General features: G+C 62.2%; 20 protein-coding genes. 10 read left to right on the forward strand and 10 right to left on the reverse strand.

Going from position 1 to position 23,556, the window contains the following annotated elements; all coding sequences use genetic code 11:
• Positions 1 to 46 precede the first annotated feature (46 nt).
• Positions 47 to 733 (reverse strand): GNAT family N-acetyltransferase, encoded by a 687-nt coding sequence (locus tag PP4_RS11135; RefSeq protein ID WP_016499277.1) that lies wholly within the window; start codon positions 731 to 733, stop codon positions 47 to 49.
• 80 nt (positions 734 to 813) lie between these two features.
• On the reverse strand, positions 814 to 1,755 hold the full coding sequence (gene argC, locus PP4_RS11140; RefSeq protein WP_016499278.1) for an N-acetyl-gamma-glutamyl-phosphate reductase: 942 nt from the start codon (positions 1,753 to 1,755) through the stop codon (positions 814 to 816).
• Positions 1,756 to 1,869: 114 nt separating this feature from the next.
• Here argC and PP4_RS11145 point away from each other — a divergent pair, with 114 nt between their 5' ends.
• The gene (locus tag PP4_RS11145) at positions 1,870 to 2,751 is read left to right on the forward strand and encodes a LysR family transcriptional regulator (RefSeq protein WP_016499279.1); all 882 of its coding nucleotides are present in this window, start codon (positions 1,870 to 1,872) and stop codon (positions 2,749 to 2,751) included.
• Positions 2,752 to 2,927: 176 nt separating this feature from the next.
• A complete protein-coding gene (locus PP4_RS11150; RefSeq protein ID WP_016499280.1) occupies positions 2,928 to 3,200 on the forward strand; it encodes a hypothetical protein in 273 nt (90 codons plus the stop codon).
• A gap of 60 nt (positions 3,201 to 3,260) precedes the next feature.
• On the opposite strand, the gene PP4_RS11155 is transcribed toward PP4_RS11150, so the two are convergent.
• Positions 3,261 to 3,911: a TIGR04211 family SH3 domain-containing protein gene (locus PP4_RS11155; RefSeq protein ID WP_016499281.1), complete on the reverse strand. Its 651-nt coding sequence runs from the start codon at positions 3,909 to 3,911 to the stop codon at positions 3,261 to 3,263.
• Between the two features lie 307 nt (positions 3,912 to 4,218).
• On the opposite strand from PP4_RS11155, the gene PP4_RS11160 reads away from it, so the two are divergent.
• Both PP4_RS11160 and PP4_RS11165 read left to right on the forward strand, forming a co-directional pair.
• Positions 4,219 to 5,526 carry an OprD family porin gene (locus tag PP4_RS11160; protein WP_370453614.1) on the forward strand — a complete coding sequence of 436 codons (1,308 nt, stop codon included), beginning with the start codon at positions 4,219 to 4,221 and terminating at the stop codon, positions 5,524 to 5,526.
• Positions 5,527 to 5,654: 128 nt separating this feature from the next.
• Positions 5,655 to 6,134, forward strand: a complete 480-nt coding sequence (locus tag PP4_RS11165; RefSeq protein WP_016499283.1) for a VOC family protein — start codon at positions 5,655 to 5,657, stop codon at positions 6,132 to 6,134.
• Between the two features lie 144 nt (positions 6,135 to 6,278).
• Here PP4_RS11165 and PP4_RS11170 read toward each other — a convergent pair whose 3' ends face one another.
• Entirely contained in the window at positions 6,279 to 8,027 is a 1,749-nt protein-coding gene (locus tag PP4_RS11170; RefSeq protein ID WP_016499284.1) for a BCCT family transporter, read from the reverse strand.
• Positions 8,028 to 8,338: 311 nt separating this feature from the next.
• On the opposite strand from PP4_RS11170, the gene PP4_RS11175 reads away from it, so the two are divergent.
• The 4 genes from PP4_RS11175 to PP4_RS11190 all read left to right on the forward strand — a co-directional run bounded on the left by PP4_RS11175 (position 8,339) and on the right by PP4_RS11190 (position 10,572).
• Positions 8,339 to 8,656, forward strand: coding sequence for a hypothetical protein (locus PP4_RS11175; RefSeq protein ID WP_016499285.1), 318 nt, complete (start codon positions 8,339 to 8,341; stop codon positions 8,654 to 8,656).
• 8 nt (positions 8,657 to 8,664) lie between these two features.
• The gene (locus tag PP4_RS11180) at positions 8,665 to 8,865 is read left to right on the forward strand and encodes a DUF1289 domain-containing protein (protein ID WP_010954468.1); all 201 of its coding nucleotides are present in this window, start codon (positions 8,665 to 8,667) and stop codon (positions 8,863 to 8,865) included.
• 50 nt (positions 8,866 to 8,915) lie between these two features.
• Positions 8,916 to 9,557, forward strand: coding sequence for a LysE family translocator (locus PP4_RS11185; RefSeq protein WP_016499286.1), 642 nt, complete (start codon positions 8,916 to 8,918; stop codon positions 9,555 to 9,557).
• Positions 9,558 to 9,783: 226 nt separating this feature from the next.
• Positions 9,784 to 10,572: a substrate-binding periplasmic protein gene (locus tag PP4_RS11190; protein WP_016499287.1), complete on the forward strand. Its 789-nt coding sequence runs from the start codon at positions 9,784 to 9,786 to the stop codon at positions 10,570 to 10,572.
• A 16-nt stretch (positions 10,573 to 10,588) separates the two neighbouring features.
• Here PP4_RS11190 and PP4_RS11195 read toward each other — a convergent pair whose 3' ends face one another.
• From PP4_RS11195 to PP4_RS11210, 4 genes are all read right to left on the reverse strand, one after another.
• A complete protein-coding gene (locus PP4_RS11195; RefSeq protein ID WP_016499288.1) occupies positions 10,589 to 11,608 on the reverse strand; it encodes an XdhC family protein in 1,020 nt (339 codons plus the stop codon).
• A 154-nt stretch (positions 11,609 to 11,762) separates the two neighbouring features.
• Positions 11,763 to 13,106 (reverse strand): c-type cytochrome, encoded by a 1,344-nt coding sequence (locus tag PP4_RS11200; RefSeq protein ID WP_016499289.1) that lies wholly within the window; start codon positions 13,104 to 13,106, stop codon positions 11,763 to 11,765.
• Positions 13,107 to 13,124: 18 nt separating this feature from the next.
• Positions 13,125 to 15,368, reverse strand: coding sequence for a xanthine dehydrogenase family protein molybdopterin-binding subunit (locus PP4_RS11205; RefSeq protein WP_016499290.1), 2,244 nt, complete (start codon positions 15,366 to 15,368; stop codon positions 13,125 to 13,127).
• A complete protein-coding gene (locus tag PP4_RS11210) occupies positions 15,368 to 15,823 on the reverse strand; it encodes a (2Fe-2S)-binding protein (protein ID WP_016487486.1) in 456 nt (151 codons plus the stop codon). The genes PP4_RS11205 and PP4_RS11210 overlap by 1 nt, the downstream gene beginning before the upstream one ends.
• 315 nt (positions 15,824 to 16,138) lie before the next feature.
• Between PP4_RS11210 and PP4_RS11215 the strand changes: the two genes are divergently transcribed.
• Positions 16,139 to 18,325 (forward strand): OsmC domain/YcaO domain-containing protein, encoded by a 2,187-nt coding sequence (locus PP4_RS11215; RefSeq protein WP_016499291.1) that lies wholly within the window; start codon positions 16,139 to 16,141, stop codon positions 18,323 to 18,325.
• A 261-nt stretch (positions 18,326 to 18,586) separates the two neighbouring features.
• Positions 18,587 to 19,399: a class I SAM-dependent methyltransferase gene (locus tag PP4_RS11220; RefSeq protein ID WP_016499292.1), complete on the forward strand. Its 813-nt coding sequence runs from the start codon at positions 18,587 to 18,589 to the stop codon at positions 19,397 to 19,399.
• Here PP4_RS11220 and PP4_RS11225 read toward each other — a convergent pair.
• The gene (locus tag PP4_RS11225; protein WP_041167694.1) at positions 19,386 to 20,264 is read right to left on the reverse strand and encodes a DUF6708 domain-containing protein; all 879 of its coding nucleotides are present in this window, start codon (positions 20,262 to 20,264) and stop codon (positions 19,386 to 19,388) included. The two genes, PP4_RS11220 and PP4_RS11225, sit on opposite strands and share 14 nt — an antisense overlap.
• A 2-nt stretch (positions 20,265 to 20,266) precedes the next feature.
• The gene (locus tag PP4_RS11230) at positions 20,267 to 23,257 is read right to left on the reverse strand and encodes a T6SS effector BTH_I2691 family protein (RefSeq protein ID WP_016499294.1); all 2,991 of its coding nucleotides are present in this window, start codon (positions 23,255 to 23,257) and stop codon (positions 20,267 to 20,269) included.
• Positions 23,258 to 23,556: the final 299 nt, after the last annotated feature.

Raw genomic sequence — 23,556 nt, forward strand, 5'->3', positions numbered from 1 at the left:
ACGGTACTCCTGTGGGAGCGGGCAAGCCCGCGAACAGGCCATCGGATCAATGCACGGTCTTGCGCTGCCGTACACACTCCAGCGCTTGGGCGGCCAGCTCATCCAGCCGTTCATCGCGCATCTGCTCTGCTTCGATCATCGCATCCTCACCCTGCTGGTTAAGCAGGTAGGTGTGAATCTGCATCACTTCAGCGGTTTGATAAATCGGCGCAATGTCCAGGCGCCCGATCAACGCACCACTGGCATGGCCGGTACTGCTCATCAGCACCTGCGGCCCATTGGCGGCCACCACCTGCATGCCCATCGCCTCGAACCACGGCACCTGGCTGGCAAAGGCGTTCAGCTCCACGCAGGCATGCCGAGCCTGCAGGTCGCCCAGCAAGGCGCGGGCGATGCCCTGGCGGCGATGGCTGGCGCGCACGGCAAGAAATGCCAGTGAACACGCCTGCTCATCGTCGTCGGCCGGCAGCGACAGGGCAAAGCCCAGCAACTGGTCCGGCGCCTCTGCATCCAGTGCAAGGGTCAGCGCCACGGCAAGGCCGCGGGTGCCATCCAGTGCTTGCAGGTACTGGTGCACCTCCATGCCGACGCCGTACTGGTACAGCGGGTACAGCGGGTTTTCGGCGGTAATGGCGACACTGCTCAGTTCGCCGACATGGTGGATCACCAGCTCGCGGATCTGGTTCTGGAAAGATTCGGGCGGCACGCTGTCGAGGCGGCTCAGGATGAACATCGGGGGGCGGGCTCCGGCGGGTGGGAATACAGCCCGGGCCAGGTTGGCGCGGGCTGTACAGTTTAACCGGTTTTGCCGTATCAGCCTTGTTGCTGTAGTGCACCAAGCATCAGGTCGAGGTTTTGCACCGCCGCGCCGGAGGCACCTTTACCCAGATTATCGAACACTGCGGTCAGCAAGACCTGGCCATGCTCGGGGTTGGCATACAGCGCCAGGCGCAGGTCGTTGCTGTCGTTCAATGCCTCGGGGTCAAGGTTTGCAGCTGCGCCTTGCTGATGCAGCGGCATCACCTGCACATGGCGTGCGCCCTGGTAATGCCGCTCCAGGCAGGCCTGTAGCTGTTCGGCGTTGACCTGGCCCGGTAAGAGTCGCAATTGCAGTGGGATACTCAGCACGATGCCCTGGCGGTAAGCACCGTAGCCTGGCATGAACACCGGCCGTGCCAACAGCCCGGCATGTTGCTGGATTTCGGGTACGTGCTTGTGCGCCAGCTCCAGCCCATAAAGTTGCAAGACCGGTGCATTACCGGCACCGGGTTGTTCGTGGCGCTCGACCGCCGCGCGGCCACCGCCGGAGTAGCCGGAAATGGCATGGATGCCCAGCGGGTAGTCGGCTGGCAGTAGCCCGGCCTTGACCAGCGGGCGTAGCAGGGCGATGGCGCCAGTGGGGTAGCAGCCCGGGTTGCTGACGCGCTTGCTTTGGGCAATGCGTTCGGCCTGCTGGTCGTCCAGTTCTGGCAGGCCATAGACCCAGCCCGGGGTGGTACGGTGCGCCGAACTGGCGTCGATCACCCGCACCTGCGGGTTGTGGATCGCTGCCACGGCCTCACGAGCGGCGTCGTCGGGCAGGCACAGCAGGGCGATGTCGGCGCTGTTGATGGCCTCGCGGCGGCGCTGCGGGTCTTTGCGATCGGCCTCGGGCAGGGTAAGCAGGCGCAGGTCGCTGCGGCCTTGCAGGCGGGCGTGGATCTGCAGGCCGGTAGTGCCTTGGTCACCGTCGATGAAGACAACAGGGGTATGCATGGTCAGGGTCCGGTCGGGTTGGGATGGCCCATGCTCGCCTGTGGCTGGACTAAAGGAAATTTGAATATCATGATGCTGATGTTCATTTATTCTGAATGTAGGCCAATAAAGACCATGCGCGAAATCAGCCTTGACCGCCTCCGCACCCTGGTGGTCATAGCCGACCTGGGCTCTTTTGCCGAGGCCGCCCGCCAGCTCAACCTGGCACCGCCCACCATCAGCCTGCATGTGGCCGAACTGGAGGCACGTATCGGCGCCCCGTTGCTCAGCCGCACCCGCGGCCAGGTGCGCCCCACGGCCATTGGCGAAACGCTGCTGGCGCGTGCCCGGCGCCTGCTGGCCGACGCCGACCTGGCGCTGGACGAAGTACGCCGACAAGTCGAGGGGCTGACCGGCCGGGTACGCCTTGGCGCGTCTACCGGTGCTATCGCCCACTTGCTACCGCAGGCACTGGAGCACCTGCGTGCGGACCATCCGGGGATCGACGTGCAGGTACAAGTGCTGACTTCCCAGGCATCGCTGGGGCGATTGCGCGAGGGGACGCTGGACATCGGCCTGGTGGCCCTGCCGCAGGTCGCCGGCAAAGGGCTGACAGTTACTCCCTGGCGGCGCGACCCGATCCTGGCCTACGTACCGGCCGACTGGCAGCCGCCGACGAAGGTCACACCGGCCTGGCTGGCGCAGCGGGCGTTGATCCTCAACGACAGCAGTACCCAGCTGTCACGGGTTACCGGGGAATGGTTCGCGGCAGCGGGGTTGTACCCCGAGCCGCGGATCGAGTTGAACTACAACGATGCGATCAAAAGCCTGGTCGGGGCCGGGTACGGCGCGACGTTGCTGCCGCAGGAAGGCGAGGCCGCCGAACTGGACCGGCGCATTGCGCGCCGGCCGCTGCGCCCAGGGTTGTGGCGGCAGTTGGGTATCGCCTGCCGGGAGGGCCAGGTGGAACGGGCCACGGGGTATGTGTTGCAGGCGTTGGAGCGCTTGCGACAGTAGGGCACAGGCGTCGTACATGCCGCTGCGAGTGCGGGTTTTCATCGATTTCCTGTTCGCCAAGACCGGTTTACCGCTGGGCTGAAGCCCTGCGATTCAACTTTCGGCCAACTATGCTGTTTGCTGCGTCGAGCAAGATACACCTCGACGAACCCTATGGTTTTCCAGGAGAACGCTCCATGAAATCCACGAAATGCATACCCTTGTTGGTGATTGCGTCCGTCCTCAGCTTTGCCGTACACGCAGACCCTGCGAGCAACTGTGAGGCCAAGATCAAGGAACTTGAAGATTTCCACAAGGCCAGCGGCCAGGCGATGCATGGCGGCATGGCCCATGACTTCAAAGTCCACCTGCAAAATGCCAAGGATGCTCAGAGCAAGGGTGATTTTACCCAGTGCCAGTCCTCGGCGGACCAAGCCAAGACCATCTATAACAAGGCGCGTAGCAAGTAAGCCTCGGTCGGCCCCTTCGCGGCGTTACCCGCGAAGGGGCCGGTGCAGGATGGCCCGCTGTCAGAACCAGCGATCGTTCTTCTTCCGCCCACGGGTCAACGCCGGCAAGATCAGCCCGGCCAGCAAGCCCGCACCGGCAATGCTGCCGCCATACACCATGTAGCGCATCATCACCTGCTTGTTCTCGTCACCCAGGCGCGCCTGGGTATCGCGCAGCTCCGACTGGCTCTGGTCGAACTGTTCATTCAGCGCCTTGTTGCGCGCTTCCAGTTCGTCGATGAGTTTTTTCCGTGAGTCGAGGGTTTCCTGCATGCCCTGTACCCGGCTCTTCCAGCTGTCGTCGATGGTCTTCAACTGCCCGGTCAGCTCCACGACCTGGGCGTCGAGTTGCGGCAGGCGCTCGTTCTGGCCCGGCACCGCTTGCAAGTCGTTGCTGAGTATCCATACCACATCGCCATTCTGCCCACGCACCTGGCTGTAATTGCCCTGGGTGCCGAGCAGGGTCAACTGTTGCCCCGACTTCAGGGTACCGACGATGCGGTGGCCGTCGGTGGGGCCGCTGCGCACATAGGTACTCAGGCTGTCGCTGACCCAGCGTGCGTCGCTGGCGGGCTCTTCGGCGTGCACCGGCGCAGCAAGGGCCACCAAGGCGGCAATCAGGCCGCCGCGCAGGGCAGGGAGGACGGAAGCGGTTGGGCGGGATTCGGGCATGTTGGGTCTTCGCTGAAACAGGACAAAAGTAGGCCCGATGACTGGGCCGATGAACCGGTCGCTGAGTTGACCGTCAGCCAAAGACCCTTTTTTTGTAGGCAGGTTCACTACCTGATATCGGAAATGTCTGCAGGATGTTGCGGAAACTCGCCCCAGAGCGCTTCGCCGGCGATGACGCAATTGTAATGCGCGGATCACCTTGGCGTTATCTGCCGGCCGTCAATCTCGGCCAGCCGACACAACTATAAAGATGACGTACAAGGAGCATCGGATGACCTGCAGATCACCCCTGAAACTGGCTGCGTGCATGGCGCTCTCCGGCGTCGGCAACCTGGCGATGGCGGCGGACGAGGCCGCGCAAGGCTTTATCGAGGGCAGCACGCTCAGCGTGCTCAACCGCAACCTCTACTTCAACCGCGACAACCGCGATTCCGCAGCCCCCACGCACAACCCCGGCAAGCAACCCGATAACGGTTATTCCGAAGCCTGGGCCCACGCCGTCATTGCCCGGTTCGAGTCGGGTTTTACCCAGGGCACCGTGGGTGTTGGCCTGGATGCGTTCGCCATGCTCGGCCTCAAACTGGACACCGGCGGCGGCCGCAATGGCGGGCGCAGTTCGTTCGATGTGTTGCCGGTAGACCATGACGGCCAGGCCCGAGACGCGTACACCAAGGTGGGTGGCGCGGCCAAGGTGCGTCTGTACGACACGGTACTGAAGGTAGGCGATGTGTTCCCGGCCAACCCGGTGGTGGCCGCTGGCGACTCACGGCTGCTGCCGGAAAGCTTCCGTGGCGTGACCCTGGAAAACACCAGTATCAAGGACCTCACCTTGCAAGCCGGGCGCCTGCATGCCATGAGCCAGCCGGTGTCCAGTGATCTGCGGGAGAACTTCGTGACCTTCTATGGCGGCCCGGTCGATTCGCCGTGGATCGCCTATGGCGGCGGTGACTACACGCTCGACGAACATGTCAGCGTCAGCCTGTTCAGCAGCCGGCTCAAGGATGTGTGGAACCAGTACTACGCCGGCACCAGCCTCAGTTGGCCACTGAGCGATGAGCTGGCCCTGATCGGCGGCTTCAACTATTACAAAGCCGTGGATGAAGGGCAGCAGCGGCTGGGCGCCTTCGACAACGACATCTGGAGCGCCAGGCTGGGTGTGAGCTTCGGCGCCCACACCCTGGCGCTGACTCACCAGCGCAACAAGGGCGACGATGACTTCGACTACCTGCGCCAGTCCGACTCGATCTTCCTCGACAACTCCATCCAGTACAGCGATTTCAACTCGCCCAAAGAGCGTTCGTGGATGCTGCGTTATGACCTGAACATGGCCGCCTACGGTATTCCCGGGCTGTCGTTCATGACGCGCTACGGCAAAGGCACCGATGCCGACTATTCCAACGCCAACGCGGTGTACATGCGTCGCGATGCCGACGGCAACCCGCTGACCGACCAGAAGCGCTGGGAGCGTGACATCGAGGTCAAGTACGTGGTGCAGACCGGCGCGGCCAAGGACTTGTCGCTGCGCGTGCGCCAGGCCACCACCCGGGCCACGGCGTTCGAGTCGGACCTGGACGAAGTGCGGCTGATCGTGGAGTACCCATTGTCGATCCTGTGAATTCACCTGGGTAGCGCTGCAGCTCCTTTGGTTTGGGTGGATGTTTTGGCGCTCCGTATGGGGCGCTTTTTTTATGTTCAAGGGTGCGGGCTAGACTCAAGGGTCCACACCCTTCATGGAGCACGGCCATGACTGCCAAGAACACCATCTGCCTCTGGTACGACAACGATGCCGAGGAGGCCGCCAACTTCTACGCCAGCATCTTCCCGGACAGCAAGGTGATTGCGCTGCACAAGGCGCCAGCTGACTACCCTTCGGGCAAGGAGGGCGATGTCATCACTGTCGAGTTCACTGTCATGGGCATACCCTGTGTGGGGCTCAATGGCGGCTCGACGTTCAAGCACTGTGAGGCGTTTTCGTTCCAGGTCAGTACCGAAGACCAGGCCGAAACCGACCGCTTGTGGGATGCGATCATCGCGAATGGCGGCGAGGCCAGCGTGTGTGGCTGGTGCAAGGACAAGTGGGGGATCTCCTGGCAGATCACCCCCCGTATCCTGATCGAGGCGATTGGCCACACCGACCGCGCGGCGGCCAAGCGGGCGTTTGAGGCCATGATGCAGATGGGCAAGATCGATGTGGCCAGGATAGCGGCGGCATTGAAGGGGTGAACCGCAGGCGTTTCATGGGCTGTGGTTATCGATTTGCCCTGGAAAATCGCTTATCGAGGGGGCGCTGTTCCATACCTCAAGTGGCGCCCCGAACCAGACGCTGTACCCGCCCGCTCCTGCAAGGGACCGGGCGGGGCTGGCGTATCAGGTTTCGGACACTTCGCTCGCTGCTGCCGCCTGCTTCACCGCAGCCTTCTTCTCCTGCACAACGATGTAGAACTCCTCACCATGCTTCACCGCCCCATACAACACGGCCTTCTCGATCAGCTCGTTGCCGCGCAGGTGACGCAGCATCATCGGGTCCTTACGCAGGTCGCGGTACAGCGCCAGGCACAGCAGCACCATCACCACCACAAAGGGCAGGGCCACGACGATGGTCAGGTTCTGCAGCCCGGTCAGCGCCTCGCCCGGGTCCCGCGGGTCGCCGATCGCCAGCATGATCGCCGCCACCGTCCCGGTCAGCGCGCCCCAGAAAATCACCGTGCGCCGCGATGGCGCGGTGGTGCCGTGTTCCGACAGCGTGCCCATCACCAGTGACGCCGCATCGGCACCGGAGACGAAGAAGATGCCCACCAGGATCATCACCAGCACAGAGGAAACCGACGCCAGCGGGTAGCTGTCCAGCAGCTGGTACAGCGCGTGGTTGCTGTTGACCGCACCGTTGGCCAGCTGGAAGGCGCCTTCGCGCAAGGCATCGATGGATGCACCGCCGAAAATGGTGAACCACACCAGGCTGACCAGGCTCGGCACCAGCAGCACCCCGGTGACAAACTGGCGAATGGTGCGGCCGCGGCTGATGCGGGCGATGAACATGCCCACGAACGGTGTCCAGGAAATCCACCAGGCCCAGTAGAACACGGTCCAGCCGGCCAGCCAGCTGTTCATCTGATCGCCGCCGCTGGCGTTGGTGCGGGCCATCATTTCCGGCAGCATCTTGATGTAGATACCGATCGAGGTCGGCAGCAGGTTGAGCATGAGCAGGGTAGGGCCGACCATGAACACGAACGCCGCCAGCACCAGTGCCAGCACCATGTTGGTGTTGGACAGCCACTGGATGCCCTTGCCGATGCCTGACACCGCCGAGGTGACGAAGGCAATGGTCAGCAGGGTGATGATGGCGATGTAGAACAACTTGCCGGGGCTTTCGACCCAGCCGTTGTATTCCAGCCCGCCGGCAATCTGCAGCGCACCCAGGCCCAGCGAGGCCGCCGAGCCGAACAGCGTGGCAAAAATTGCCATCATGTCGATCAGGCGGCCGAGCGGGCCGTTGGCGTGCTTGCCGATCAACGGCCGGAATGCGGCGGATATCAGCTGCGAGCGGCCACGGCGGTAGGTGCCGTAGGCAATCACCAGGCCGACGATGGCGTACATCGCCCAAGGGTGCAGGGTCCAGTGGAACAGGGTGGTAGCCATTGCCACCTGCATCGCTTCGCTCGTTTGCGCGGTGGCCGAGCCGGGTGGCGGCGTCACATAGTGCGACAGCGGCTCGGCAACGCCGAAGAACATCAGGCCGATGCCCATGCCGGCGCTGAACATCATTGCCACCCAGGACACCGTGCGGAATTCTGGCTGTTCGCCATCGCGGCCCAGTGGCACCCGGCCATAACGGCTGGCGGCCAGCCACAGCACGAACACCACGAAAAGCGTCGAGGTGAGCACGAAGAACCAGCCAAAGTTGAGAATGACCCAGGATTGCGCGCTGGAGGCGCTGCTGGCGAGGCTGGCCTGGTTGAGGAAGCCCCAGAGGACGAACGCGATGGCCAGAAGGCTGGTGAAACCAAAGACAATCCAGTCGAGTTTGCCCTCGAAATGCCGGTCCTGGCGGGCTTCTGCGGTTTTCGAGGGGTCTGTCACGCCAAGGTCGAGTGTTTCGGTGATGTGTTCCTTTGCCATGAATGATGAGGCCCCTTTGTGGTTTACCTGCACGCGCAGGCTTCTTGTTGTATGGGCGACCGAGTTCGATGACGGCCTCGGCGTGGAGATTGCCGGCCGATTATCCTGTGCTCGAAACGGCTGTACCTGTCCCGTAAACGTCTTGGGGCGTCCATTGCGCGACCTGCCAAATACTTTTAGTTCTGGGGGCGGTGGCCCTTTCTGCCTCGCGTTCTGGTACCCTGTGGGCATTACCCTGGCCTGCACATCCGGGCACCGTAGAAGCGTTGCTGCTTGTGGGCCAGGCCGCACCAGGAAACGGAGATTCGTCAATGGCCACTGACCGTGTGAGCCTGATTCATTTCGATAAATTGAGCATGAGCCCTGCCGCCGCCGATCGGTTCCAGAAAGCCCTCGATGCGCTGGCAGCGCTCAAGCTGCAGGACCGTTACGTGTACCTCATCGCTCCTTATCTGGGTGATATCGCTGACGCCTCTGACGCTGAGCAACTGGACACCGCCCTGGGCCAGTGCATTCGTGTGGTCGATGAATTGCTGGCTGCCAGGTCGGTCAGCAAAGCCAAGTCCGAAGAAGTACGCCAGGTGTTCCAGAGCGCTGCCGAACGTGCACGGGCAGAAATGCCCGGCTGAGTGGTGGCATGGCCAAAGATATTGACAACCCCTGCGTCTCGTTATGCCAGCTCAACAGCGAGCTGTGCGTGAGCTGTGGCCGTACCCGTGACGAAATTCGCAAATGGCGGGGCATGAAACGCCCGGAAAAGATGGCCACCGTGCAGCGCGCGGCAACGCGCATGAAAGCTATCGCCAAGAAGGCAGCCAAGCGGCAGAATGCTGGCTGATCCTGCGTGCCCTGCACGCGGCCTAGCCTGATTTGCCTGACGAGCCTGAAATGGATTCTCACTCGCTGCTTGCCTTTACCCTTGTCGCTGCCATCGCGATCGCCAGCCCTGGCCCCGCCACCCTGATGGCCATCAACAACAGCCTGGCCCACGGCCAACGCAGCGCGGTCTGGTCGTCGCTGGGCAATGGCTCGGGCCTGTTCTGCCTGTCGGCTGCGGCCATGCTCGGGCTGGGCGCGTTGCTGGCCAGTTCCGAAGTACTGTTCAACGCCGTGAAGATCCTGGGGGCAGGCTATCTGTTCTACCTCGGTGCGCGGCAATTGCTGAAAAAGAGCCCGATGCTGGAGCAGGGCGCTGCTGAGGGCGCTGCCAAGGTACGGCCCACACCGCTGAAGTTGTACAAGTCGGCTTTCCTCACAGCGGTGACCAACCCCAAGGCAACCATGTTCTTCACTGCGCTGTTCCCGCAGTTCATCGACCAAGGGGCGGCACTGTTGCCGCAGTTCCTGACCCTCACGGGGATTTTCGTGGGCTTGTCGCTTGCTTCGCTGAGCTTGTATGCCGCACTGGCGGCGCGGGCCAAGGGTGTGTTGACCCGGCCGTCGATGTCACGCTGGGTGAGCCGCGTGGTGGGCGCCACCTTTATCGGCTTTGGCGCGGCGATTCTGGCGATGCGTCGGCAAGGGGCCTGAGGCGCGACACCTCGAACGGTGCGCCGGTTGATAACTGGCGTCGTGGCCGGCCAAGGTATTGGGTTGGCCTGTTTCTTGGCTGGCCGATGAAAGGCCGCCCCACTAACAACTCTTAGTCCAGACTGTCTACAGCACGCGCAGATGAATGCTGCGGTCGAGCACAGGATGTGGCAGCCTTTGGCCACCACGCCGGGTCGCCGGATGTTACATGTGCCGAGGGTTGTAGATGATCCAGCGTCGCTTGAGCCAAGCCTTGCTGCTGTTGCCTTGCCTGTTGCTGCCCCTGGCGGCCGCAGCGGACGAGCCATGCCGACGGCTGACCGCGACCGGCAACCCGGAATACCCCCCTTACCTGTGGCGCGACCCGCAGAACCCTCAGCAACTGATCGGTGCCAACGCCGACCTCCTCAAGTACCTGGGCAAGCAGTTGGGGCTGGAAATCGAGGTGGTGTACGGCGGCCCCTGGTCGCGGGCGCAGGAAGAAGTGCGCACCGGCCGGATCGACCTGCTGGCCGGGTATTTCATCACCCAGGCCCGAAAGCAACAGATGGACTTCATCGCCCCACCATTCCTGAGTACTCCCAGCGTGGTCTGGGTACGCCAGGACAATGCCTTTGCCTACCACCAGTGGGCAGACCTCAAGGGCCGCAAAGGCGGGACCCTGGTCAACAACAGCCATGGCCAGCAGTTCGATGAATACGCCCAGGCCAACCTCATCCTCGAAGCGGTGCCTGGCGCACGGCAGGCGTTCGAGAAGTTGATGCACAAGCGCAGTGATTACGTGGTGTACGAGCAGTACCCCGGCATGGCGTTGGCGCGCACCCTGGGCATTGCAGCCACTGTGCAGGTGTTGCAGCCCCCGGTGTCCAGCGAAGGGTTGTACCTGGCGATGTCGCATGAATCGCCCTGCAACAAGCCGCAGCTGCGTGAAGCGCTGGCGCGGGAGATGGCGAAGATCGTTGGCGGGGCGCTGCCTGAGCAACTGCTGCAGCAGAACCTGGAACGCTGGCAGTAACAGCACTGGTACGCTCCTACAGGGACCGTGCCAGTTGTTCCGCTTCCTTGGCCTGGCTCACGTTGACCGCACCAGGCAGGGTGACGTCGTTTTTTGCCGCGAGGATCTCGGCCATTACACTGACAGCGATCTCGGCCGGCGTCTTGCTGCCAATATAGATGCCAATCGGGCCATGCAGGCGCTGCAGCGAGGTCTCGCTTTCGCCGAAGTGTTCGATGAGGCGCTCGCGGCGCAGCTGGCTGTTACGCCGCGAGCCGATGGCGCCAATGTAGAACGCAGGGCTGTGCAAGGCTTCGAGCAGGGCCAGGTCGTCCAGTTTGGGATCGTGACTGACCGCGACGATGGCGCTGCGAATGTCTGCGGCGAAGGCGCGGACCACGTCGTCCGGCATGCCGGGCAGCACGTTGACCCCGGCGATTGCCCAGCCTGCTGTGTACTCCGGGCGCGGGTCGCACAGCGAAACATTGAAGCCGTTGAACAGGGCCATGGTGGCGAGGTACTCGGCCAGTGCGCCGCCCCCTATCAGTAGCAGGCGGTAGCCGGGGCCGAGGGTGCTGAGCATGCGCTGGCCGTCGAAGCTGAACAGTTCGGGTGTGCTGGTGGCACAGAGGCTGGCTTCGCCGCTGCGCAGGTTCAGGTCACGGCGCACCAGGCTTCCGCGGCCGAGGCAGGCCAGCAGTTGGTCCAGGTGCGCCAGTGCCGGGGCGAACTCCAGCACCAGTTCAAGGGTGCCGCCACAGGGCAGGCCAAAGCGGTGGGCCTCGTCGGCGCTGACGCCGTAACGTACCAGCTGAGGCTGGCCATCGGGCATGCCGGGGCCGCCGTATGCGGTGGTGTAGCGGTGGATGAGGTCGTCTTCGATGCAGCCGCCGGAGACACTGCCGGCCACGCGGCCGTCGCTGCGCAAGGCCATCATCGAGCCGACCGGTCGGGGGGAGGAGCCCCAGGTACGGGCGACCGTGGCGAGCAGGACGCGGTGACCGGTGGCGAGCCAGTCTCGGGTGGTGCGCAAAACCAACAGATCAATGCTTTCCATTGGGGGTCCATTAAAACTGATGTTCAAGGGTGGCTGTGCTGGCCTCTTCGCGGGTAAACCCGCTCCCACAGGTATTACACCCATTTACAGGGCGGCGTGTTTCCTGTGGGGGCGGGCATGCCCGCGAAAAGGCAGGTGCATGAACCACGGCAAATCAGCGCATATGCAAGATGATCGGGCTGCTGCTGGCCGGGTCGGTATGACCACGCAGCTTGCCTACCGCCTGCGCATCCACCGCACCCCCCTGGTTGCCCCAGGCCGTACGCACGAAGCTCAGCACCTCAGCAATGTCCTGGTCACGCAATTGCGCGCGGAAAGCCGGCATGCGATAGGCATCCGGCACACCGGCAGCCACCACCCGCTGCGAACCATTGAGGGTGATATTGATCGCCGAGGCGTTCTCCTTGGCCAGTGCCGAGGTGGCGCCTGCCAATGGCGGCATCCATTCGGCCTGGCCTTTGCCGTCCAGACCGTGGCAAGACGCGCAGTGGGTCACATAGGTGTGCGCCCCCGGGCTATCGAGCCGTGAAGCTGCCGATTCGGCCTGGTATTGCCATGGCGCGCCGTCACGCTGGGGATCGCCGGGCAGTGATTTCAGGTAGTGGGCAATGGCGGCCAGGTCATCGTCATGCATGAACTGCGTGGAATTGTTGAACGCCTCGGTCATTGAGCCGAACACCACGGCATGCCGGTTGCGCCCGGTTTTCAGGAACTGCGCGATTTCTGCCTCGCTCCAGCGCCCCAGCCCGGTGTTGTGGTCGGCGCGCAGGCTCGGTGCGTACCAGCCGTCGAGCAGGGCACCGGCCAGGAACGGCTTGCCGCCTTCATCCAGGGCCTTTTCGTTGAAGGCCAGGCCGCGCGGGGTGTGGCAACTGCCACAGTGGCCGGGGCCCTGGACGAGGTAGGCACCCCGGTTCCACTGCGCATCCTGCCCTGCCTTGGCGGTGTAAGGGGTGGTGGCCGCGAACAGGCCATTCCACAAGGCGATTGGCCAGCGCAGGTTCAATGGCCAAGGGATGTCGCTGGCCAGGTTGGCCTGTTGCACCGGTTGCACACCATGCATGAAAAACGCGTATAGCGCCTTTACATCGTCATCGCTGAGCTTGGCGTAGGACGGGTAGGGCATGGCCGGATACAGCCGGCGGCCACCGGGCGCGACACCCTGGCGCACGGCACGGTCGAAATCGGCCAGGCTGTAACTGCCGATACCGCTGTCGCGATCGGGGGTGATATTGGTGGCGTGGATGGCACCCAGCGGGGTGGCCATTTCCAGCCCGCCAGCGAAGGGCTTGCCATCCGGCAGGCTGTGGCAGGCAACGCAGTCACTGAGGCGGGCCACGTACTCGCCACGGCTGACCAATGCCGGGTCAGCGGCAGTGGCCTGTACGTCGGCAAACGGCGTGGCCGGCTCGCGGGTGACATACCAGGCCAGCAGGCCTGCCGCGACCAGGCACGGCAGCGCCAGCCAGCCAGCGGTTCTTGCGAAACGATGGGTCATGGGGCGTCCCTTGTGCGATCAGCTGAAGGTATGGCGGCTCAGTGGCAGGCTGCGTACGCGCTGCCCGGTAAGCTGCGCGACTGCGTTGGCCACTGCCGGGGCGACGGCGGGTAGCGGTGGCTCGCCGATACCGCCCATCTTCGCGCCGCTTTCGACTATGCGCACATGCACCCGGGCCATGCGCGAGGGCGGCAGGATCGGATACAGGTCGTAGTTGCGTGCGCGTGGCTTGCCATCCACGTATACCGCTTCCTCCACCAGCGTCTGCGACAGGCCAAGGGCAACCGCACCGTTAACCTGGTGTTCGATGATCGCCGGGTTGACGATGCTGCCCGGGTCGATGGCCTCCCAGATGTCGTGCACCTTGACCTGGCCGTTCTCGATCGATACCTCGGCGATGACTGCCGCCTCCGAGCCGAATGGTGAAGCCATGGCCACGCCGCGTGCCCGTTTACTGCCATCCTCGGCGGTGAACGGCCCGCGTTTCCAGCCACCGGACAAGTCGGCGACCGCGTTCAGCAGGTTGGTCAGGCGCGGTTTGTCGCGCAGCAGGTGCAGGCGTAGCTCGAACGGGTCCTTGCCGCCTTTGTCGGCCAGTTCATCCAGGAATGATTCATAGAAGAAGTCGTTCAGCGAGTTACCCACCGAACGCCAGTAGCCAAGCATGGCCGGGCCTTTGACGTAGATCTGGGCAATGCGCTTGTTGGCGATGGCGTACGCCTTGCCTGATAGCCCCTCAAGCGCGGTCGGGTCGATCTTTTCCCCTTGTTTGCCAGCAAGAGCCTCGGTTGGGCCTTCGGTGGCGCTGACCGCTTCGAGGGCCACTGGCATGCCATCGGCATCCAGTCCGGCGCGGAATTTCACCACTGCGACCGGGCGCAGCACATCACGCAGGAATTCTTCTTCGCGGCTCCAGATGAGTTTTACCGGCCGGCCAACCGCTTTGGCCAAGGCAATGGCTTGCGGATAGGGGTTGGCCGAGTCGTACAGGAAGTGGCGGCCAAAGAAGCCGCCCAGCAGTGGCGAGTGCAGGTTGATGTGCGCAGGCTCCAGGCCGGTACGCTTGGCAATGTCGTCACGGAACATGTCCGGGGCCTGGTTGGGCAGCCAGACGTCCAGGGTGCCATCCGGGTTGAAGCGGGCGAGGGCGGACGGTGGCTCGAGCTGGGCATGGTTCAGGTACTGGTTGTGGTAGCTGGCTTCGACCTTGGTTTTGGCATTGCTCAAGGCGCCGGCGATATCGCCTTCGTTCTCTTCATCACGGGCCGGGCCCTCGACCGTTGCCAAGTGCTCGCGCCAGGCGTCGCTGGAGAAATCGGCCGGCATCGGCCGCACCTTGCTGTCGGCGGTCGGCTCTTGCCAGTCAACCTGAACCGCCTCCACCGCACGCTTTGCGTGCCACCAGCGCTCGGCCACCACGGCCACGGCGCCAGGCAGTTGGTGCACTGAATGCACACCTTTCATGGCCTTGACCTGCTCTTCGTTGCGCAGGCTGCCCACGGTCATGCCCAAACGTGGCGCGTGCTGCACGGCGGCGTGGAGCATGCCGTCGACCTTTATGTCGATGCAGTACTGGGCCTTGCCGGTGGACTTGTCGTAGGCATCCAGGCGGCGAACGGGTTTGCCAATCCAGCGAAACTGGCTGGGATCCCGCAGCTTGACACTGGCCGGGTCGGGTACCGGCAGGTCCATGGCGCGCCCGGCGAGGTCGCCGTAGGGTATCGAACGCCCGCTCGTGGTATGTACTACGTTTCCTGGTGTGGTCGAGAGTTCGTCGACCGGCACGCCCAGTTGTTCGGCGCCCGCCTGCAGCAGCATGGCCCGTGCAAGGGCGCCCAGGCGGCGCATGGTCGGGTAGCTCATGCGCACCGACATGCTGCCACCGGTGATGCGCATGCCGTTTTCCATCACTACATAAGCTTCGCCCGGTGGCGCGCTATCGACCACGAAGTTGACGGGGTCGACATCCAGCTCTTCACCCACAATCTGTGCCATGGCGGTGAAGGGGCCTTGCCCGCCTTCCATGAAGGGGCTCAGCAGGCGTACCGTGCCGTCTGGGCGAATCTCCAGAAACGCCGGCACCTGGGTGCCGCGCTCTGCGGTTGCCGCGGCCTGCACGCGGGCCGAGCCCATGGGCAGGCCGAAACCCAGCACCAGGGCGCCGACTGCGGTGCCGGCAAGAAAGCGCCGCCGCGACAGGTTGACGGTTTCGCCCAGTTGCAACTTGAGCAGCTCTGCGGGGCTATCGACTGGCGTGTTCATCAGGCCTGCTCCCCTTGGGCCAGGTCATGCACGGCAGCATGGATGGCGTTGTAGGTGCCGCAACGGCACAGGTTGACCATGGCCGCGTCGATCTGCGCATCACTGGGCTTGGGGGTGTGCTTGAGCAACGCCGTGGCGGCCATGACCTGGCCAGACTGGCAGTAGCCGCACTGGGCCACCTGATGCTCGACCCAGGCCGCAACCACCCGTTTGCCAACGGCATCGGCTTCGATTGCCTCGATGGTGGTGACCTCGCGCCCCACCACACCGGCCACCGGGGTGACGCAAGCGCGGACCACGTTGCCGTCCACCAGCACCGAACAGGCGCCGCACTGGGCCAGGCCGCAGCCGTACTTGGTGCCGGTCAGCCCCAGGTCATCGCGGATCACCCACAGCAAGGGCGTGTCGGCGTCCGCCTCGACCTGGTAGGTCTGCTGGTTAATGCGTAGTTCCATGGTTCACCTGCCAGTCATCGGTTGCTGTCGCTGTGTTTTTTCTGTGCGGGAATACGTTGTTCCCCAGAGGAGAAACGCTAGCACAGGGGGATGACCGCTGGTCTGGAGGCGAGGGCAGGTTCAGAGGATCAGGCAAGCAATCCGGTGGAATGCGCAAGTCTGTACTGGCCCCATCGCCGGCAAGCCAGCTCCCAAGTCCCTGTGGGGGCTGGCTTGCCGGCGATGGGGCCAGGCAGGCAAACAGGACTTCTGGCGTAAAAACCCGGATAATGCCGGCCAATTTCGTTTTGCACGCTTAAATCACGGTAACCCCGCATGGAAATCAAGGTCAATTTTCTCGACAATCTCCGTCTCGAAGCCAAGTTCGACGACTTCACGGTGATCGCCGACCAACCGATCCGCTACAAAGGCGATGGTTCGGCCCCAGGCCCGTTCGACTATTTCCTGGCGTCTTCGGCCTTGTGCGCGGCTTACTTCGTCAAGCTGTACTGCCAGGCCCGCGACATCCCCACCGAGAACATCCGCCTGTCGCAGAACAACATTGTCGACCCGGAAAACCGCTACAACCAGATCTTCAAGATCCAGGTCGAGCTGCCCGAGGACATTTCAGACAAGGACCGCCAGGGCATCCTGCGCTCAATCGACCGCTGCACGGTCAAGAAGGTTGTGCAGACCGGCCCTGAATTCGTGATCGAAGTGGTCGAAAACCTCGATGCCGACGCCCAGGGCCTGTTGATGCCGGTGGCGGACAGCAGCACCTACATCCCAGGCAAAGACCTGCCGCTGGAGCAGACCATCGCCAACATGTCGGGCATCCTCGCCGGGCTGGGGATGAAGATCGAGATCGCTTCGTGGCGCAATATCGTGCCCAATGTGTGGTCGCTGCACGTGCGCGACGCGCAGTCGCCAATGTGCTTCACCAACGGCAAGGGCGCGACCAAGGAAGCGGCGCTGGCCTCGGCGCTGGGCGAATTCATCGAGCGCCTGAACTGCAACTTCTTCTACAACGACCAGTTCTGGGGCGAGGAGCTGGCCAACGCGCCGTTCGTGCACTACCCGAACGAGCAGTGGTTCAAGCCTGGCCCGCGCGACGCGCTGCCGGCCGAGATCCTCGACGAGCATTGCCTGGAAATCTACAACCCGGACGGTGAGCTGCGCGGTTCGCACCTGTACGACACCAACTCGGGCAATACTGCGCGCGGCATCTGCTCGCTGCCGTTCGTCCGCCAGTCCGACCAGCAGGTGGTGTACTTCCCGTCCAACCTGATCGAAAACCTGTTCCTGAGCAACGGCATGAGCGCCGGCAATACCCTGGCCGAGGCGCAGGTGCAATGCCTGTCGGAAATCTTCGAGCGCGCCGTGAAGCGCGAAATCCTCGAAGGCGAGCTGTGCCTGCCGGACGTGCCGCAGGAAGTGTTGGCCAAGTACCCGGCCATTGTCGCCGGTATTCAGGGCCTGGAAGAGCAGGGCTTCCCGGTGCTGGTCAAGGATGCCTCGCTGGGTGGCGAGTTCCCGGTCATGTGCGTGACTTTGATGAACCCGCGCACCGGTGGCGTCTTCGCCTCGTTCGGTGCCCACCCGAGCCTTGAAGTGGCGCTGGAGCGCAGCCTCACCGAGTTGCTGCAGGGCCGCAGCTTCGAAGGCCTGAACGATCTGCCGCAGCCGACCTTCGAGAGCCATGCGCTGACCGAGCCGAACAACTTCGTCGAGCACTTCATCGACTCCAGCGGCGTGGTGTCGTGGCGCTTCTTCGGCGCCAAGGCCGACTTCGAGTTCGTCGAGTGGGACTTCTCCGGCCATGGCGAGGACTCCAATGTTCAGGAGGCCGCAACCCTGTTCGGCATTCTCGAAGACCTGGGCAAGGAAGTGTACATGGCGGTGTACGACAACCTTGGCGCCACTGCCTGCCGCATCCTGGTGCCGGGCTACTCGGAAATCTACCCGGTCGAGGACCTGATCTGGGACAACACCAACCGCGCCCTGTCGTTCCGCGCCGACATCCTCAACCTGCACAGCCTCGAAAGCCGCCCCCTCAAGTTGCTGCTCAAGCGCCTGGACAACTGCGATGTGGATGACTACACCACCATCACCACGCTGATTGGTGTGGAGTTCGACGAGAACACCGTGTGGGGCCAGCTGACCATTCTCGAGCTGAAACTGCTGATTTGCCTGGCGGTGCAGCGTTTTGAGGAGGCCAAGGAGCTGGTCGAGGCATTCCTGCAGTTCAACGACAACACCGTCGAGCGTGGCCTGTTCTACCAGGCGCTGAACGTGGTGCTGGAAGTTCAGCTGGATGACGAGCTGGAGATGGATGATTACGAAGCCAACTTCCGCCGCATGTTCGGCAATGCGCGCATGGACGCAGTATTGGGTTCGCTAGACGGCAGCGTGCGTTTCCATGGCCTGACCCCGACCAGCATGAAGCTCGAAGGCCTTGATCGCCATCTGCGCCTGATCGAGAGCTACAAGAAGCTGCACGCAGCCCGGGCCAAATTCGCCTGATAGCTGCTGTCCCACTCGTTACTTTCTGCTGGCTGTACCACCCTCATCGCCGGCAAGCCAGCTCCCACAGGTACTGCACCCTTGTGGGAGCTGGCTTGCCGGCGATTGGGCCAGCAGCGCTCATATAGCACTTTGATCCTGGCGCTATCCCCAAAGCGTCTTTCCGCTTCGCCTGACAGGCGAGTAAATTAATCCCCCCCAATATATGGCGCGTTAACCGCCAGAAGGACCTCGGCCGCGCACGACAAGAAGGCGCAGACGATGAGCACCCCTTTGGACACCAGTGCCCTTAAAGCCCGCCAGCAGGCCGCGTGGGCCAGCGGTGACTACGCGGTAATCGGCACCACCCTGCAACTGGTTGGCGAACGCCTGGCCGAGGCCTGCGACTTGCGCTGGGACGAGCAGGTGCTGGACGTTGCTGCCGGCAACGGCAACGCCACCTTGGCCGCTGCCCGGCGCGGCTGTCGCGTCACCTCCACCGACTATGTGCCCGAATTGCTCAAGCGCGGCGAAGAGCGCGCGCGGGCCGAGCACTTGAATGTGCTGTTCCAGGCGGCCGATGCCGAAGCGTTGCCGTTTGCCGACGGAACCTTCGATGCCGTGCTTTCCACCTTCGGCGTGATGTTCGCCCCTGATCAGGCGCAGGCCGCACGCGAGCTGGCCCGGGTGTGCCGGCCCGGTGGCCGCATCGGCCTGGCCAACTGGACCCCGCAAGGCTTTGTCGGGCAGATGTTCAAAATTCTAGGCCGGCATGTGCCTCCACCCCCCGGTGCCTTGCCGCCTTCGCGCTGGGGCGATGAGGAGCAGTTGCGGGTAATGTTCGAAGGGGCGCTTGGCGAACTGAAAGTCAGTCGTCAGCAGTTCAACTTCCGCTATCGCTCGGCGGCGCATTTCATCCAGGTGTTCCGCACCTGGTATGGGCCGGTACACAAGGCGTTTGCTTCATTGGAGCCAGAGGCGGCCAGTGCGCTGGAGCGGGATCTGACCCAATTGCTGGAGGAGAACAACGTCGCGGGGCCTTCATCGTTGGTGGTGCCGAGTGAATACATTGAGGTGGTGGTCATTCGGGGCTAGTAGGCGCTCCTTCCAATGCCTCCGCGGGTGGGGGGGCTGCACGGACATTGAAAAGCTTGCAGACGAAGTACCAAGCGATCGCGACCGTTAGGTTATAGGGGAACAACACGGCCCAGAACGGCAGTTGCCAGTTTTTCTTGCCCTGCATTTCACCGGGCTCGCCGGTACGCCAGGGGGCATAGTGGCGCCAGGCTTCAGCCGGGGTCAGGCAGATGGCGTGGAGTGGCTTGTGCCACCAATTGGGCTCGCCGGGGGGCGGAAGCTTGTCTGTACCGTGGTTCATGAAATGGCGAAGGTACTCCCACACTTCGGCGACGTGTCTGACCCCGGGCTCGGTGGGTTCGTTGCTGTCGACCCAGAGGCAGTCTTCCTGGTGGAGGCTGCCATCCGCTCGGCGAGGGGCGAATGCGAGGGCGTAGCTGGTGCTGAAGGATGAGCCGCCAAACTCGGTGCGTTTGAAAACGCCTCCGCCAGTGTTACTCCACTCAAAGACGAATATCTTGCTCAAGCGTTGATAGTAAATCTTCTGAGTTGATCGGTTGAAACATATGCCCGATAAGCGCTTTATGAAGTATATTCGGTAAATTAGGAATGGTAGGAATGTGAAGGGCGTGAGTGCGAAGCTGGTCATTAAAAGTGGGTTGGATTCAAAATACTTCATGAACTCCCCGTCAAATAGATAAGGGTAGAAGCCGATCATTGAAATAGTTATCATTGCGCAGTACAGTTTCCCCATGAATACCGAGTCTGTTACCCATGGGTTTCTCAAACATAAAAAATTGTCGGATAAGCTCAATAGCTGCCCGGTGATAGCGGGCTTGTGTCCTGAACCTGTCTTTGAATTGAACATCCAGATGGTTGCCATGGTCAGCGTTCCAGACGAAAAGTTGCGAGGCTCTCATTGTCTTCGTCCAACCCTTGATTGGCGCTGTAAGCGAGATGCAGTGAGACATGATTTTGGTTGGCTAGCGTATTCTCGAAATGCAGAACCAAGCCAGCGCCTACGATGTGACCGGTTGAGACGATTGGGAAAACGTCCATCCCTTGGTCGTCACGGAGTGCGCTCAAGCTCCCTGACCATTCACTCACGCCTAGCCTGAAGCCAGGCAGTAGCACTGTGAACTCAACAGTTGGTTGAGGTGTGGCGGCTTCGTTATGGGTGATAGCTGTCCAATTGGGCGGAGACCAGTCATCATTTCGATGCCATTTAGTGTCAACTTTAGTTATGCCGAGTGACAGGGCCTGTTCGGCCGATAGTAGTTTTGGTCCGTAATGCTCGTTGTGCCAAGCTTTGATTTCAGCTTGTAGCGACGCGAAAGCAGGAAGTTTCTGCTCATAGTTCAAGGTGATGTCAGGGTGCACCTCTCCATCATTGATTCGATTACCGAAGACGCTGCGTGCTGCCCACAGCTCAATTGGGCTATGAAGGTGCTCGTGTGCCTTTGCGTGTAGATAGAGGCCCCCTGCAATGATGGCTACGCCTACGAGGACAAGGGCGGCTGCGGCCCATCCGGCAAAGGGTACTAACGTTGTAGCGCCCGCAACGGCAAGACCTGCTTCAAGGGCGACAGCAGAGCCGATGGCCATAGTTACCCCTCCGGCCAAGGTGTATCCGCCTGCAGTTGAACCACCACTTTTGAGCTGACGCATTCCCTTTGATATGTCTGAAAATAGGCTGAATGCTATTGCCGGATATCCGGCTAAACGCGCAAACAAATTACTGCTTAAGAACTTGATGATTCCATTACCAAAGGCCATGCCCGGCGCCGTTGAGCTCAATCTCAACATCACGGCTTTCTGCGTTGCCCGCACGCTGACCATCGTCGCCGCCGCTGCACCGATCACTCCGAAAATCGATGAAGCAAAGCCCAAGGTGTATTCCGGTGCATCGTTCTTTTGCAGGCTGTTATAGGCCGTCTTCAGCGATAAGATGTTGAACCACAGCATCCCCGCGTTCAAACCACCGCCACCGCCCGAGGTGAGCAACCCGAGAAAGTTGGGCTTCACTCGCGCAGTGGTGGTCAGTTCTATCGATATTGTCCGGCTACCCGAGATGCGCAGTTGTTTCATTTCCTCAACCTGCGCCATGCCGCTCTTCAAATACTTCTGTGCCTCCTGGCTAAATGGATTTTCCGTGATGGCCTGTTCGGTGATTCGATAGCGCGCTGCCAACAGCCCCAACGCCTTCTCGGCATTCGCCTCCCGTGCCGCCAACAGCACCTGCTGACGCAGGCCATGACTGGCATCCCACCGTGTCTGGCCATGCAGGCGCTTGAGCACTACGGTATTGACCGCCTGGGCGGTAAGGTCGGTGATGTCGGCCATGGCCGGGAAGCGACCCGCCAATCCTTCGATTACGTTGTCGCTGGCGCCGAACAAAGAGCCGGTCGAATCCGCCTTGTCCTTGAACGGGTTGAACGGCGCCAAGGCGGTGTACAGCGGGCTGTCGTGCTGGTCCAGCCATTGCTCCAGGCGTTTGAAGCGTCGGTCATGCTCTTCGGTGCCGGGTGTCGGCTGGCCCATCGGGTGAATCAGCAAAGCCAGCGAGATTTCCAGGCCGCGGGCGGAGGTGCGTTCGTCGCGGTCGTAACACGCCAGCGCGACTGCCAGGCTGTAGTGGTTGTCGATATGTTGCGATTCGGCAGTGGCCAGCCAGGCGTCATGATCATTGCTGGCTTGCAAGGCCAGGTTGCGCAGCGCTGCAATACGCCCTTCCAGTTCATCGCGTTCAGCGAGGAAACGCCGGTATTTCGCGATATCGATGCGCTTCGCCAGGCGTGCGCCGTGGGGGGAGTAATCCTCATGGGTGAGGGCCTGGAAATGTGACTCGGCCGCAGACAGCGCAGGCCCACGCCGCTCCGTGCCAAGCCTGAACGCGGCCAGTTCAGGTGAAGGCGCATCGGCCGGGTACATGCTTTCCAGCGTCTTGTTCAGCAGCATGCCCACCAGGTTGCGATGGTGGAAATCGCGGCTTTGCACGCTCAGTTGCTCGGCATCCAGGCGGTAGCACGCCGGCACGCGTTCCTGCTCGGGAGGTTGCGCGGGTTTTGTGTGTGCCAGTTGCTCGGCGGGCATCAGGTCGCGCATTTGATGTTGGTAGGCCGAGACCGACAGGCTCAGGTCCAGGGCCATGCCTTCGGCGTCGGCGAGTGCTACCACCACCGGTACCTTCGGTTGGGTCCAGGGGTAGTGACGCGCCACGGCGACCAGGTTGCCGATAGGCAAGGTTTCGGTGGCGGGGTCGCTGCTCCAGGTCAGCGGCATGCGCCGTTCGGTTGGCTTGAAGTCTTCGACCCAGGTTTGCAGGGCACTGACCGGCAACACATGGGGCTGGGTGGACGGCGCCTGGTTGCCGGCGATCAGTTCGGCCATGTCCAGCGGGCGCATGTACCGTTTGCGCAGGGCTGATGAACCGGTGATGCGGGCGGTCACGGCGTTGGTCCACAGGTGGGGACTGTAGCCGATCCACACTTCCCTGGCGGTATCGGGGCAGGTATCGGCCCACACCCAGCCCATGCTCCGGCTGGAGAGGTAGCGATCACGCAGGTGGTAGTTTTCCAGCCCTTTGTAACTCAGTTCCTTGTAAAGACCCGCGCCAATGTACTCATGGATGACCAGCTTTTCGCCCTTCGGGCCTTTCATGAACACGTATACATAACCCGGGCGTAAAGCGCGCAGGGTGTAGGCAGAGTGTTGCAGCGGGGCGAAGCCCTGTTCCAGGTTGAAACCTGCACCGGCATAGCGGCAGGCGGGTGTGTCGCCGGTGCGTGGCACGATGGCATAGCGCACTGGCAGGATGGGGATGCGTGCAGTACAGGCGGGACCGGAAGTGGCGCTGCTAACGGAAGAATTGCTCATGCGAGTTCCTTGCTCAGAGAGCAGTCTTTTCAGACCAAACGCGTAGAACGGCCTGTTCCAGTGCAAATAACGACTGGAAGGGAGTTGGCTGAGGCTAATGCTGTAGGAAATATCTTCCTTGTTTTAGAAGATGAAAAAAACGTTCGGCTTGTTAAGGCTCAGGCGACAGACAATGCCTCGATTTCTCCTTTTTGGTCGAGGCTGAAAGTGTAATATTTTATTTGAATGTTTTTTGTGTTTCGCGAGTGTGGTTTATAAGTGGAAAGTTTGACCTTTGCTGTAGGAGTTGTCTTACATTT

This window comes from Pseudomonas putida NBRC 14164 (genome assembly GCF_000412675.1).
GTDB classification, from domain to species: Bacteria; Pseudomonadota; Gammaproteobacteria; order Pseudomonadales; family Pseudomonadaceae; genus Aquipseudomonas; species Aquipseudomonas putida.

Bases quoted from the DNA above. Each gene is read 5' to 3' on its own strand.
- PP4_RS11135 (WP_016499277.1), bottom strand. From the start codon at position 733: ATGTTCATCCTGAGCCGCCTCGACAGCGTGCCGCCCGAATCTTTCCAG.
- argC (WP_016499278.1), bottom strand. From the start codon at position 1,755: ATGCATACCCCTGTTGTCTTCATCGACGGTGACCAAGGCACTACCGGC.
- PP4_RS11145 (WP_016499279.1), top strand. From the start codon at position 1,870: ATGCGCGAAATCAGCCTTGACCGCCTCCGCACCCTGGTGGTCATAGCC.
- PP4_RS11150 (WP_016499280.1), top strand. From the start codon at position 2,928: ATGAAATCCACGAAATGCATACCCTTGTTGGTGATTGCGTCCGTCCTC.
- PP4_RS11155 (WP_016499281.1), bottom strand. From the start codon at position 3,911: ATGCCCGAATCCCGCCCAACCGCTTCCGTCCTCCCTGCCCTGCGCGGC.
- PP4_RS11160 (WP_370453614.1), top strand. From the start codon at position 4,219: ATGGCGCTCTCCGGCGTCGGCAACCTGGCGATGGCGGCGGACGAGGCC.
- PP4_RS11165 (WP_016499283.1), top strand. From the start codon at position 5,655: ATGACTGCCAAGAACACCATCTGCCTCTGGTACGACAACGATGCCGAG.
- PP4_RS11170 (WP_016499284.1), bottom strand. From the start codon at position 8,027: ATGGCAAAGGAACACATCACCGAAACACTCGACCTTGGCGTGACAGAC.
- PP4_RS11175 (WP_016499285.1), top strand. From the start codon at position 8,339: ATGGCCACTGACCGTGTGAGCCTGATTCATTTCGATAAATTGAGCATG.
- PP4_RS11180 (WP_010954468.1), top strand. From the start codon at position 8,665: ATGGCCAAAGATATTGACAACCCCTGCGTCTCGTTATGCCAGCTCAAC.
- PP4_RS11185 (WP_016499286.1), top strand. From the start codon at position 8,916: ATGGATTCTCACTCGCTGCTTGCCTTTACCCTTGTCGCTGCCATCGCG.
- PP4_RS11190 (WP_016499287.1), top strand. From the start codon at position 9,784: ATGATCCAGCGTCGCTTGAGCCAAGCCTTGCTGCTGTTGCCTTGCCTG.
- PP4_RS11195 (WP_016499288.1), bottom strand. From the start codon at position 11,608: ATGGAAAGCATTGATCTGTTGGTTTTGCGCACCACCCGAGACTGGCTC.
- PP4_RS11200 (WP_016499289.1), bottom strand. From the start codon at position 13,106: ATGACCCATCGTTTCGCAAGAACCGCTGGCTGGCTGGCGCTGCCGTGC.
- PP4_RS11205 (WP_016499290.1), bottom strand. From the start codon at position 15,368: ATGAACACGCCAGTCGATAGCCCCGCAGAGCTGCTCAAGTTGCAACTG.
- PP4_RS11210 (WP_016487486.1), bottom strand. From the start codon at position 15,823: ATGGAACTACGCATTAACCAGCAGACCTACCAGGTCGAGGCGGACGCC.
- PP4_RS11215 (WP_016499291.1), top strand. From the start codon at position 16,139: ATGGAAATCAAGGTCAATTTTCTCGACAATCTCCGTCTCGAAGCCAAG.
- PP4_RS11220 (WP_016499292.1), top strand. From the start codon at position 18,587: ATGAGCACCCCTTTGGACACCAGTGCCCTTAAAGCCCGCCAGCAGGCC.
- PP4_RS11225 (WP_041167694.1), bottom strand. From the start codon at position 20,264: ATGGCAACCATCTGGATGTTCAATTCAAAGACAGGTTCAGGACACAAG.
- PP4_RS11230 (WP_016499294.1), bottom strand. From the start codon at position 23,257: ATGAGCAATTCTTCCGTTAGCAGCGCCACTTCCGGTCCCGCCTGTACT.